The following is a 12,877-nucleotide window of genomic DNA, read 5'->3' as shown; positions in this document are numbered from 1 at the left end:
GGATTGCCCATCCAGGCCGGGACACCGAAACACCTTCTTTGCCGTCTCGCGGCACTCCGCCTTCCCGCCGCTCGTGCGGCGCCGGCCTTGAAACCAAGGAGTATGATCATGGTAGACCCCGACACGCTTCGCTATACGAGAATTCCCCTCGCCCATGGGACGGGTTCGCTCCCGGCCGTCGGGTTCGGCACGCTGATCCCCGACCCGCTCGTGACCAAACAAGCGACCAAGGCCGCGCTGGAAGCGGGGTTTCGGCACCTCGATGCTGCAGAGCGCTACCGTAACGAGGCAGCCGTCGGCGAGGCGATGCAGGAAGTGTTCAAGGCGGGGACTGTCCGGCGCGAGGACGTCTTCGTCACCACGAAACTGTGGAACACCAATCATCGGCCCGAGCGGGTCAAGCCTGCCTTGGACGCGAGCCTTGGGCGCCTGCAGCTCGACTATATCGACTGCTACCTCATCCATACTCCCTTTGCCTTTCGGCCCGGTGATGACCAGGACCCGCGGGATGAGCAGGGCAACGTAATCTACGATTCCGGGGTGACGCTGATCGACACGTGGCGGGCGCTCGAGCAGCTTGTGGACGAAGGTCGGTGCCGGTCGATCGGCTTGTCGGACATCAAATTGGAGACGCTGAAAGAGATTGTCGCCGCCGCGCGGATCAAGCCCGCCGTGGTGCAGGTCGAATCCCATCCCTATCTCCCCGAATGGGATCTGCTCGAGTTTTGCCGGGAGCATGGGATCGTCGTTCAAGCGTTCGCGGCGCTGGGACACGCCATGGAGCCGAGAATGCTGGAGGATCCGGTGATCACGTCCATTGCGGCGCGTGTCCGCAAGACGCCGGCCCAAGTGGCGCTGGCCTGGGCGGTGCAGCGCGGCACGGCGTTCCTCACGACCTCGACCAAACCCGACCGGATCCGCGAGAACTTCGCGGTTTCGAGCCTGCCCGAGGACGCCCTATGGGAGATTCGGCACAACATCAGGACGAGCGTCCGGTTCAATGGAGTGGTGGAGACCGGCGTGCCCGGATTCATTCCGCGGGCAGGGTAGCTGGGCGCGGCGGAGCGTTCAGAAGATGGCGTAGACCTTGCGAACCGTTTCGGTGACGTCCCAGCGGCCGGTCCAGCCCGGGGGCAGGACGACGAGATCCCCCGCCGTGACGGTGTGGGCGATGCCGGTGGTGGCATCCGTGATGGTGGCGGTGCCCGACAGGATAAACGCTACCTCGGTGTCGGGGCGGTTGTGGACGGGCCAGCCGCCGGGCTGGCATTCCCAGATGCCGATGTTGCCGCCGGCGTTCGGAGCGATCCTCAGCAGGCCAAGCTGCGGGTCGCCCGCATCCGCGCCGGGCCGTTGACCGGCAGGGGGCAGAGGACCGGAGGTAACTTCCGCCTTCCTGGAAAGCGTCCATCAGGCCAGGCTCTCCCTCGCCCAGGCGCGCGAAAGCCAAATCCAGCTGGTCAGATATGGGACGAGGAGGACATCCTCCGGCCTGGCGCCCAAGACGCTCGCCGAGGCGCGCGAGCTGGTCGATCGATACTTGGGCCCGCTGATCGAGTACGACCGCGACCACGATACGTCGCTGCTGCGCACGCTCGCCACGTTTCTTGCCAACGACGGCGGCTGGAAGGTTGCGGCTTCAAAGTTGGGCATTCACCGGCAGACGCTCGTCTACCGGCTGCGCATGATCGAGCAGCTGACAGGACTGAAGCCAGCCTCGACCTCGGGAACCGCGGCCCTTTGGCTTGCAGTGCAAGCCGGCCGGGCGGCGGGCATTCTGCCCGAATGATGGCAATTCCCTCATACCGCTGCATGAGGAATGATGCCGACGCCGGCCTGCCGGCCGCCTCGAAGCGCTGACGACCGGCTTTACGAAGTCGCGTGCGCTATGCCCGTTATGTTCGGCTACGCGCGGTTTAGCGCACAAACCTTGTGGTTGCCCCTTATCCGGCAACTATCCCTTTCTGTCGGGCGCGCAGGACGCCGAGCAAACCGATGCCCACGATGGCGATTACCCAGCTGGCCGGCTCCGGTACCGACGTGCTCCCGCCCTCATCCGACGCCACCGTGACGGTACCGAACAGGTAGCGGTTCTCGGATGTGATCGAGTCGAAAATGCCGGGCTGTATGGATCCCCCATCGGGGAACGGGAAATCGAAGGTGATCGTCGGCCCGATCGGCTGCGCATCGAAGGTGCAGCAATCCGTCCGAAAGAACAGCGTGATGAAAGGATTGCCGTTGAACTCGTCGCTCTTTTGGGAGATTGCGGCCGTCGAGGTTTGAAACACCTGCGGCTGGCCGAAGAAGATGGTCGTGAAAGGGGCGACTTGATTGAAGACGAAACTCGTTTCAGTCGGCGAGCCGAAGGCCCCGCCGATCGTGCCGAAGCCGTGCGTGTTCTCCGTCAGATCGACCGCGGTGACATCGGTCGGCTGAACGGGGCCCGGGTTGCTGCTGCCCTGAATCGGAATGCTGGTGTCGATCGTGACTGTTCCCGTCACGGTGCCGAGCCCCGGCTGATTTCCGGTTACCGGATCAAAATTCAGATTCACGTCATAGGTAATTATATCAGCTCGCGCAGGTTTCGCGCCGAGCGCCACAGCGAGCCCGAAAGTCGCGGTAATCGCAATGATCTTCAGAATTTTCATAATGAATTCCTCGGGAGATAGAGCGTTAATTTTTGAATTCAAGGAAAAGTTTCATCAAACACAATCATTAAAGGCTGCATCGATCAATATAAATATTTATAAATTTCATTTATATACTACAGAATCGCTCTACACATCTACGTCGGCAACGCCACAGTCGGCACATCATGAGCATCTGCGCGACTCCGAAAAGGCATATCGGCGGTTGCTTGCACTGGAGTTCCGAGTCCGGATGGAAGAAGGACCTTCTATCTGGATGCGACTTTTTACCAAAACCCTCCGTAAAGTTGCAGAGATATGCTATGCCGGTGGGGGACCAAGGAGAGCGTAACGACCTTTCCAGCCGTCGCGCGGACAGTCGGCGTCATGCCTTCGCCTCCCTTCCCTTGTATTTTGGCGACTGGCTCCGTCGGCCGCCGGCGGACCCGAGACGGAAGCGGCCAAGGCTGAGCGGTCGATCATGAGCATTGCGGGCCTCGACTATCTTTTCGGACCCTATCGACTGTCCTCCACCGCGCGTCGCTTGCATCGCGACGGCCTCGAGCTTCGGCTCAGCACGCGAGCGTTGGAGCTGCTGCTGGCGCTCGTCGAGGGTCGAGGCGAAATGGTGTCGCGAGACACGCTGATGGAGCGCGTTTGGCCCGGCACTCGGGTCCACGTAAACAACCTGGCAGTGCAGATGTCGGCGCTCCGTCGCGCTCTCGGAGAGGGCTACATTACGACCGTCCCCGGCCGCGGCTTTCGTTTGGCGGTGCCCGTGGTCGCCGAGGACGGCCGCGTGGCCACGGCCGCCCCCGGGCGACAGCACGGAAATGTTCCCCTGCTGGCGAACCGCTTGATCGGCCGCGCGAGTGCCGTGGCCGCCGGACTCGAAACGCTTGCCCAAACGCGGCTTTGCTCGCTCGTCGGGCCGAGCGGCATCGGCAAGACGCGCCTTGCCCAGGCAATGGCGCTGAGCCTGCAGGATGGGATGGCCGATGGCGCTTGGTTGGTCGACCTGGCGTCGCTCGGCAGCGGGGACACGGTCGCAAGCACGGTCGCGGCCACCCTCGGCCTCGCCGTCGGTCCCGGTGCGGTGACGGCCGGCACGGTGGCGCAGCAGCTCAAGGCGTACAAGCTGCTGCTCATCCTCGATAATTGCGAGCATCTCTTGACGGCGGCGGCGACATTGGCCTCGACGGTGCTCGAGACCTGCCCGGACGTCCGCATTCTCGCCACCAGCATCGAACGACTGGGCCTGCCCCAAGAGCGCGTGCATCGGATCGAACCCTTGAGTCTGCCGCCGGCCGAGTCAGAGGTCACTCCTATCGGGCTGATGAATTTTGCGGCGTGCGAACTGTTCGTCGAGCGCGCCAAGGCACTCGATCATCGCTTCGTTGTCGATGGCGGCAATGCACCGCTGATTGCGGAGATCTGCCGGAACCTCGACGGCATTCCGCTGGCGATCGAGCTCGCCGCCGGCCGCGAATCGATTCTGGGGCTGGAGAAGATCCGCGACGAGCTCTCTCGACGCTTCCGCCTTCTCGTCGGAGGCCAGCGATTTGGGGCGCCGCGCCATCAGACACTCGCCAATGCCCATGCCTGGAGCTACGGGCTGTTGTCGCTACGCGCCCAGCGGGTCCTACGCCTTTTGAGCGTGTTCGCCGGCAGCTTCGATCTGGCGGCGGCACGCGCGCTCGCGGCCCCCGATGCGGCCGATACGACAATGCTCGAGGACCTGACGCTCTTGGTCGAGCGCTCGCTCGTGACGAGCGTTTCACCTGCTGCACGCTCGCGCTATCGGCTCCTCGAATCGACCAAGGCCTATGCTGCCGAGCGCCTGGTCGAAGCGGGCGAGGCCGTCGCCGCGCGATGCGTACACGCGCGCTACTTCACAGAGCTGTTCGAGTCTGCGGCCACGGCCTGGGAGCTCGAACCGACCCGGCCCTGGCTCGCGCGGCTGCTTCCCGACATCGACAATCTGCGCGCGGCGCTCGGCTGGAGCTTCGAGACCGAAGGCGAGCGCCGGATCGGCCAGGCGCTCTGCGCCGCCTCGCAGCGTTTCTGGCACGGGCTGTGCCTCGTCGCGGAGTATCGTTTTTGGGTCGAGCGCGCCCTGCCGGAGCCGCCGAGCGAGGACGCCAGGCTTGCCGCCCGGCTTGCGCTCGCCGAGGCGCGGAGCTTGTTGAGCGTCGCCGTGCGGCTCGAGGCGAGCGGGCGAGCCGAGACGCTCGCCCGGGCGGTAGGCGATCGCGCGACGCTCGGCCGGGCGCTGACAATCCGCGCGGAGGCTTTGCGCCGCACCCACGACTGGGCCGGAGCGGCCGCGTTGCTCGACGAGGCGACGGCGCTTTTGCAGGCCGAAGAGGCGGTCAAAAGCGGCGCCGAAGCAAGCCAGCAGCTTGCCATCGTGTGCTATCACGAGGGCGAACTCGCCCGTTCGCGTATCCTCAACGCCGATGCGCTGGCACGCTATCGAGCGACCGGCCATACCGTCGGCACACTCGCGTGCCTCATCCGGCAGGCGAACGACGATTTCGGCGCCGGCCGGGTGGCGGAGGCGATCGAGGCCACTCGGGAAGCACTGGCGCTCAGCCGAGAGGAACGCAACCGCTACATGGTCGAGCTGACCCAAAGCAATATCGCCACCTACGAAGTGGCGCGCGGCAACCTGGCGGTCGCCTGGCAAGCGGGTTGCGAGGCATTGCCCATCGCGATCGAAGTGGACGATCGCGCCGGCGTGGCCGTCATCGTGCAGACGCTGGCCGGCATCGTCGCGGCGGAGGGCGACGCCGAGAATGCCGCCCTGCTTCTCGGACACAGCGAGGCCTTTTATGCCGACGATCCCGAGGCGCGGGCGCCGGAGGAGCGGGCGTCGTACGACGCGCTGGTGCTCAAGCTCGAAGGCGTACTCGACCCGAGCACATTCGCGACCTGCCGCCAGGTCGGGGCGCGCTGGAACGACGAGGTCCTTTTGGCAGCGATGGGCCAGTTGCGACCGTTCGGCTGACCTCATGCCAGTCGTGTGTCCTCTACAGATGCTCCCTTTCACCTGCAGTCAGCAGCCGCTTCTGATTTTCATTCAAATCTCCGTATCCAAGCACCCGCACAGCGCTATTGGGGTTCTGCGTCCGCCTGTCCTGATTCTGGCGGCGTCGATTGTCATCGTTCTGCGGCTGCTGGGTCGGCGTCGCATCACCGCCGCCATAGCCGAGGACCTCGACGGTGATGATCGAGGGCAGATCCCGCACGGGCGAGCGGTTGCCCGACCGGCCAGCAGCCTGCGCCGCCTCGGCCGCGGCGCCCGCCGCATTGGAGGCCGTGGTCAGCGCGCCGATGTTGGGTGCCGCAGCCGTCGGAACGCCGGTCGTGATGCCCTGCACCTGGATGTTGAAGGCGTTCTCGACATGGAGTGCTGCGATCGCGAGGTCGCCCGAGACGCGGATGCCGGCCGCCCCCGCATCGACCGTGCCGCGCGGTGCAATCAGGTAGACGTTGCCGCGCGGGGCGCCGGGGATAGTCTGCAGCGTCGCGATACCGGCGCCGGTCACCTCCCCCTTGGTATCGATCGTGAAATAGCCGTCCGGGTCTTCCTTGTACGACAGCGCCGGAGGCGCGGCGGTGGTCTTGGCGCCCTCGCCGGCATTGATGTCGCCGTTCGAGCTCCAGATCGTCATCTCGCCGCCCTGCTCGGTGAAAATGCGGCTCTGCGCCAGGAGCAGGCTCTGGTCGCTGAAGATCGAGACATTGCCCGTCTCCAGCGTGAGAATTCCCTGCTGGTTCGGCCCGATGACCGTGTCGCCATTGCTGTCGACGACGTAGGGCGGTGCCGACGCGCTGCCGACCAGGACACGGCCGCCGGGGCCGAGGATATCGATGTTCCCGCCCTCCTGCGTCTGCACCGTGGCGCCGCGCATGTCGAAGTAGCCCGTGCCGACCAGCTGATTGGCGCCGTTGGTGCCGCCCTCCAGGTTGTTCTGCGTGTAGCCGTCGCTCGCCGGGAACAGCGTGTTGATCGCCTGATAGCCACGGATGTACTGGTGGTAGTAGGGGCTCGCTGGATTGTTGTAGTCGGCGCCGACTTGGGTCAGGACCGCGAAGAACTGCCGATCGATGAAGGCCTGCTGCTGATACTGCGGCAGCGTCTCGAACAGGGTCCAGGCTTCATCGGGCGTCAGCGGCGCGATGCCACCGTTCCCGCCGCTCCGCTTGAGCTTGTCCGCCTCGATCTGCTCGACATAGGTCACGAGTCCGGAAGACAGGTTCGGTATGCCCGGGATCGGTACGGCCGCCGGATCGATGTAGGTCGCGGCGAAGCCCGTATCGTTGATGCCCTTGCCGACGCCGAACAGGATCGAGATGTCGGCGCTTTCTGCGGGCAGAGCGGCGTTATCGAGGTCGCCGATGGTCTGGATGCCGGTCGCAATCGTGCCGTTCAAACCCGAACCGGCGGCTGAATTCCCAAACATTAGATAGGATTGATTGGCCGAGGTGAGCGGCCCGATGTTGCGGCCCGCCTGGATGTCGAAATAGCCGGGACCGGCCAGTTCCAGCGCCGGCGTCAGATAGTTCGCCCACGTCGGATCGATCGCTGCCCTGCCCAGCACCGGATCGTAGATGTCGTGCCCGGCAACGATCCGCGTGACATCCGAGGCATAGAAATTCTCGCCGAGGAACGTCAGGTTGACGATGTCATTCCCGGCCTGGATGAAGGTGGGCTTGTTGGGCTCCAGCACGAGCTCGTCATAGTAAAAGCCGAGATTGTCCTGCGAGCCGTCGGTGATATTGCCGTTCAGCGCGTAGATCCGCACCGGATTGGCATTCTGCGCGTGAGAAACCGTGTGCTCGTAGCGCTCGAGCCCATTCGGGGTCAACGCCAACGGGTCGGAACCGGTTGTTAAGAAGAACGACGCTTGCTGATTGAGCGGCGAGGGCAGCGTCGACGGGTCGATGTCGAGCAGACCGAAATATGTGTCATAGTAGGAACCGGCCGCAATGTTGTTCGCAAAGCTGATCGATTGATCGGCGAGCAGGGTGAGCTGTCCGTTCACCGAGGGATAGAGCTCACCGGCATTGTCGATCTCGATCCCGCCGCCAAGCGCGGTCATGCTGAGCGAGGCGGGCAGGAGGACACCGGCAACGACCGAGCCCAGGAACGCGCTGTTCGACGCGGTCATGGTGTCGAGCGCTGCATTGCCGACCGTCGAGAGGATCGACAAGGACGAGGTGCTGCTCGGACTTTGAAAATCGCCCGCGCCTATCCCGAAGAGACTGAAGTAGGACGGGTCATAGGCGCCACCGATATTGGCGTCCTGCCGCGCGGTCACCGTCCAGTTCGTATTCTGGTAGCCGAGCAGCGGCGCCATTGGTGTCAAGGCGTTGAACCCCCCGGCTGGTCCAACTGCGGTGGTCGAGAGGGTGAAGGCGGAGCCGATTTCGCCGCCGGCGGTCAAGGATCCGGTGCCGTTCGCGACGAAATAGGCGCCGCCCAGAATGTCGCCGCCGGCGCTGACCGCGAGATTGCCGCCGCCCGCTGTATTGACCGCACCATTGGAAATGTTCCAGGTCGTCGGCAGCGAGACGGAGAGCTCTCGGATATCGCCCTTCGCCACCACGCTCACGTTGCCGCCGGCCGACATCACGCCCTGGTCGAACGCCGCGAAATTGATCGAGCTTTGCGTGACCAGGCCGGTACTATTGGTGACATTGTTGGTTTCCATCCATTGCCACCAGAACTGGGCGATAAAGGTGCCCGCCGTTCCGGTCACATTGCCGGTCGTGTCGTAGACCTCCTCGCTGCCGGCGATGTTCCTGCCCGCGCTGATCGTGATGTTGCCCGCATTCACCGGCTGCACGGGGCCGGTGACAAGCAGTTCGCCCTGGTAGGCGCTGCTCGTGGACGGCCGGAGCACTTGAGCCGAGGTGTCGGCGGTCGTTCCGGGCGCGGGCTCGCCTGCCGTATAGACCGCCGCCGGCGCTGCGGTATCGAGCCAGTCGACGTCGCCCGCCGCGGCGATGTCGATCGAGCCCGTGCCCGTCCGCACCGTCGTCGGGAAGAGCAGCGTCCTGCCGGAAATCTCATCGGTCGAAATCGGATTGCCGTTTGCATCGACCGTAACCGTGTCCTGAACCGCGAGATGGCCGCTCAGATTGACCGAGCCGTTCGCGGCCAGAGGATTGACGGCGAGCGGATCGGCGCTCGTGAAATTCGCGCCCGCGACCAGACGATAGCTGGTGCTGGAACCGCCGAGCAGCGTCGCGGCGTAGAGCGGGATCGGATTACCCGCCACCGGCTGATTGTCCGGATTGTTGTTGGGGCCAACCGTCGCGACTGGGATCGAACCCAGGTCGATCGTGTTGCTGGGATTGGCGGCCGGCGCGAACGGCGCATAGGCCAATGGGGTTATACTCCCGCCAATGTAGGGGAAATAATTGAGATATGCGCCATAACCATTGATGTATTCGGCATAATCGGATGTGTACTGTGTATAGCCGCTATTGTTTAGCGGCAACAGGATTGGTGATGGCGTTGGATAATATCCGAGGTGACTGCTGTTATACGTATTGATATTGAAATTGCCCATCAGCCAATTTTGATATGCCGTCGCATAATCGGCATAACTCGAATAACTGCCGGGCTGCGGCGCCACCAGTGTCGTGGGGGCGTAGGGCATGAAGCCGGAATTGAAGTGATAGACTTTAGACCAGTTGGTCCCCGAGGCATCCGGAGTGCCGACCGCCGCAATATATCCATCATAGTTCGTGTAATAATTATCCGATTGATTTTGCAGCGGCGCCTGGATGGGTTTGTAATAAGGATCAGCCGCAATGTTCGCGGTGCCCCCTCCGTAGTAAGGCGCGATATTGATGGTACCGTTCCAAACGACGTTATAGGCGGCGAGGCCGGCCTCCGTCGTAGTGTAATTTTGCAGCGCGGTTGCATAACCTGTATCACCAGTCGGCCGGCCAGGATTGGAGGCGGGCGCGAACGGCGCATAGAACACCGGCGGAGGGATGAACTGCGTTGGATCACCGTACAGATAGGCGACGTAATTCATATAACTGAGGTAGTCCGCCGCATAGATTGCGTAATTCGACGAATACTGAGTGTACTGATACTGCGTGTAATTGCTGGCAAGAAGCGGCTGCAGCAACGGCGGCGGCGTTTCCGTTGTCGTCGCGTTGAAGTTGTTCTGAAGCCATGTCTGATAGGCGGCCGCGTATTGGGCATATGAGGCGAAATTCGCCGGCTGCGGCGCGGTGGCGGTGATCGCCTCTGTCGCCGGATTGGTATAGCCCGCATAGAGGACATTATTGTAGGTAAAGCCGGCCAGATAGGAGAACGTGCCGGGCTGTCCGGCGCCCCAGTCCCCGATGTATTTCATGTAATTGTTGTAATAGGCCTGGGTCTGCCCCTGTAGGGGCGCAATCAGTGGCTGGTAGTATGGATCCACAGTGAGATCGTACTGATTGCCGTTTATGTCGAAGGTCTGGCCGCTCCAATAGTTTAGATTGAAATAGCTAGACGTGGCGTTATAGGCCTGATTAGCGGCGGCATAAGCCGACGGAGGCGCCTGGACCGGATCGGCCAGGGCGACGCCGCCGTTCTGCTGATAGAAGCCGTCGGTGATGGACGCCCGGATATCGAGATTTCCGGCGGCGAGGACGGAGAGGATCGGGGCGACGCCGTTGTAGCGGAAGACCTGCGTGACATGGCCCTGGCCGTCGTCGGTGCCGGCGCCCAGGTTCCAGTTGGTCAGGATCGAGATGGCGCCCTTGTTGTTATTGAGATCAGGATTCTCCAGCACGATGCCGGGTGCCACCTGCGCATTGGCGATGCCGGCATAGCGGTTGCCGAAGCTGTAGCCGGGGTTCTCGACATACCCCATCAGGGTGCCGGGCTGCGCCGCGCCGGCGTCGCCCTTCACATAGCCATAGAAGGTCTGGTGGTCGGCATTGGCCGTATTCGGCGTGAAGTAGTCGTTGCTCTGGTAGGTGGCGAGCGTCGCCGCGTCGGTGGGCGCCGGCAGGATGTTGCCTGTCGCGTCGGTCCAGGTGCCGGAGACATATTGCGGTGCCGAGCCTGTGCCGTCCTGATAGTAGCCCGAGGGATCGATGAGGCCGTCGAAGTGCTTGGCGGCATTGGTATAGGCGTCGGTCGTGCTCCACACCGCATAGGGCTCGAGGGTGACCTGCTTAGCACCCCTGATGTTGGCGCCGCCGCCGTTGAAGACGATGTTCACGTCGCCGTTGGCGAGCAGCGGCGCGCGGAAGCTGACCGTGCCGCCGCTGTCGGCCGAGCCGCCGGAGACGTCGATCACGGCGTTGGCGCCGAGCGTGATCGAGCCGCTGCCGCCGGGCTGGAAATTCTCATAGCCGTAGGCGGCGTTGATCGTGCCGTCGGGCGCACCGCTGGTCCCGATGGTGACGATGCCGCCCATCTGTTCGGGGATCGAGCTCGTCGCCAGCACCTTGCCTTCGATGTCGACGCCACTCCTGCCGTAGAGGGTAACCATGCCGGCCGCCTGGCCGGAGATGTCGATCACGCCGTCGATGACCAGATTGCCGTTGTTCGGGTCGGGATGACCGTCGCCGCCGTTGGCGGTGAGATAGACGTTGCGTGCCTTGAGCGTGCGATCGGCCGAGAGCACGAGATTGCCCTGCCCGCTGGTCACCACGATGGCGCCGGTCATGCCGCCGGCGCTGGCGAGATCCACAATGCGGTTCAGGTCGACCGCCCCGCCGGAGGTGAGCTGCAGGATGCCGCCGCGATAGCTGGCGCCGTTCGCCTGGCCCGCCAGGGCGCCGTCGAGCGTGACGTTCCCCGCCGCATTCAGCACGAGGCTGCCGGCGTCGCCGCCCTGGGCGGCGCCGGAGACGTCGAGCGTGGCGCCGCCGGCGATGGCGATGGCGCCGTGATCGGCTTTCAGCGTCAGCGTGCCGCCAGGGGCGTAGGTGATCGTGTCGTAGAAGGTCTTGTTCACGCCCGCCGCCGACAGATGCGCGCCGCTGCCGACCGAAATATCGCCGGTCGTGGCCTGGAGCGTCACATTGCCGGCCGGCACCTGGATCAGCGTGTTGTCGGCGACCGCGCCGCCGATGAGCGTGATGGCGCCGCCGAACGCGCCCGCCGCCGAGGTGGCGCTTCCTGCCACAGCCGGGTTCAACACCAGCGCCCCGGTCGTCTTCAGCGTCGCGTTGCCGCCCGCGCCGGCCACGATCACCGGGGCGGTCAAGGTCACCGGCAGGGCGCCGAAGTCGAACGTCCCGACGCCCTGCCCGACGATGCCGTTCGCTGCCGTGGCCTTGACCGCGCCGAAACCGGAGAACGCCGCCGTGCCGGCACCCTGCCCGACCGTGCCGAAGTCGATCTCGTCCGCCGTCAGCGTCAGGCTGCTCGCCCCGGCGACGGGTGCTGCCGGCGCCGGCACGCTAAGGTCGTTCGAGAGCGTCAGCACCCCGGCATGGATCGAGACGTTGCCGGCATGGCCCGCGGTGCCGCTCGTGAACGCCCCGGCGCTCAAGGTCAGCCTGTTCGGCACGTCGATGGCGATGCCGCCCTCGAAGTCGATCGCCCCATAGCTGCGCAGGATCACCTGGCTCGCGGTCGCGAACTGGGCGAGCGTCGCGGCGCCGATCACCATGCCGGAGAGACTGGGGCCGGAGAGACTGGGGATGAAGGTGATGAGCCCGCTGTCCGCCACGATCGCCTGGCCGCTCAAGGTCGCGCTCGGGTCGACCCGCGTGTTGCCCGCGGCATCGAGCGTCAGCCCCTGGCCGCCGGCGAGCGTCACGCCGCCCTCGACCGTCAGCAGCCCTTGCGCCGCGGCGGGCAGGTCGTTGCGGCTGATCTGCAGGGGGCCGCCGTTGGAGACCGCGAGCAGCGCACCGTCGCCGCTGACCGCCGCCGCCCCGGTCGTGCTGTTCGCGGTCGTGCTGTTCGCGGTCGTGCTGTCGGCGTTCTGGCCGATCGTGATCGCGACCGGCTTGCCCGGCGAACCGCCCGCGGCCGTGATCACGCTGCCGCTCTTGACCAGCAGGCCGGTCGCGGCGTTCGGATCGGTGCCGGTGGAGTCGGCCTTGGTGACCAGGATCACTTCCGGGCCGGTCAGCGGCGCGGCGGCGTCGTTCGCGACCACGACGCTGTTCGCCGTGGCATGGATCGTCTCGCCCGTGCTGGTCGGGCTCCTGGTGCCGCCGATCAGCAGGCTCCCCGCCCCGAGCTGGTCGAGTGCCGCGGCGCCGAGCTG

At 64.6% G+C, this 12,877-nt stretch carries 6 protein-coding genes; 3 read left to right on the top strand and 3 right to left on the bottom strand.

All coding sequences use genetic code 11. The features are described from left to right. Nucleotides 1–108: 108 nt before the first annotated feature. Nucleotides 109–1,050 (top strand): aldo/keto reductase, encoded by a 942-nt coding sequence (locus IEY58_RS00030; protein WP_189041148.1) that lies wholly within the window; start codon nt 109–111, stop codon nt 1,048–1,050. A gap of 18 nt (nt 1,051–1,068) precedes the next feature. On the opposite strand, the gene IEY58_RS34750 is transcribed toward IEY58_RS00030, so the two are convergent. Further along, nucleotides 1,069–1,278: a cupin domain-containing protein gene (locus IEY58_RS34750; protein WP_407648375.1), complete on the bottom strand. Its 210-nt coding sequence runs from the start codon at nt 1,276–1,278 to the stop codon at nt 1,069–1,071. 262 nt (nt 1,279–1,540) lie between these two features. Here IEY58_RS34750 and IEY58_RS34270 point away from each other — a divergent pair, with 262 nt between their 5' ends. Next, nucleotides 1,541–1,789, top strand: coding sequence for a PucR family transcriptional regulator (locus tag IEY58_RS34270; protein ID WP_229743363.1), 249 nt, complete (start codon nt 1,541–1,543; stop codon nt 1,787–1,789). Between the two features lie 154 nt (nt 1,790–1,943). On the opposite strand, the gene IEY58_RS00015 is transcribed toward IEY58_RS34270, so the two are convergent. Next, a complete protein-coding gene (locus tag IEY58_RS00015; RefSeq protein ID WP_189041146.1) occupies nt 1,944–2,648 on the bottom strand; it encodes a PEP-CTERM sorting domain-containing protein in 705 nt (234 codons plus the stop codon). A gap of 460 nt (nt 2,649–3,108) precedes the next feature. On the opposite strand from IEY58_RS00015, the gene IEY58_RS00010 reads away from it, so the two are divergent. Next, nucleotides 3,109–5,637 carry an ATP-binding protein gene (locus tag IEY58_RS00010; protein WP_189041144.1) on the top strand — a complete coding sequence of 843 codons (2,529 nt, stop codon included), beginning with the start codon at nt 3,109–3,111 and terminating at the stop codon, nt 5,635–5,637. Between the two features lie 22 nt (nt 5,638–5,659). Here IEY58_RS00010 and IEY58_RS00005 read toward each other — a convergent pair whose 3' ends face one another. Next, complete coding sequence (locus IEY58_RS00005; RefSeq protein WP_229743360.1) at nt 5,660–12,724, bottom strand: filamentous haemagglutinin family protein; 7,065 nt, start codon at nt 12,722–12,724, stop codon at nt 5,660–5,662. Nucleotides 12,725–12,877 lie beyond the last annotated feature (153 nt).

The sequence above is a fragment of the Aliidongia dinghuensis genome (assembly GCF_014643535.1).
In the GTDB taxonomy this organism is placed as follows: domain Bacteria; phylum Pseudomonadota; class Alphaproteobacteria; order ATCC43930; family CGMCC-115725; genus Aliidongia; species Aliidongia dinghuensis.
This window is presented reverse-complemented; position numbering and strand designations above follow the sequence as displayed.

What these genes read in the sequence shown, in the direction of transcription:
- IEY58_RS00030 (WP_189041148.1), top strand. Translation starts at nt 109, where the DNA reads ATGGTAGACCCCGACACGCTTCGCTATACGAGAATTCCCCTCGCCCAT.
- IEY58_RS00015 (WP_189041146.1), bottom strand. Translation starts at nt 2,648, where the DNA reads ATGAAAATTCTGAAGATCATTGCGATTACCGCGACTTTCGGGCTCGCT.
- IEY58_RS00010 (WP_189041144.1), top strand. Translation starts at nt 3,109, where the DNA reads ATGAGCATTGCGGGCCTCGACTATCTTTTCGGACCCTATCGACTGTCC.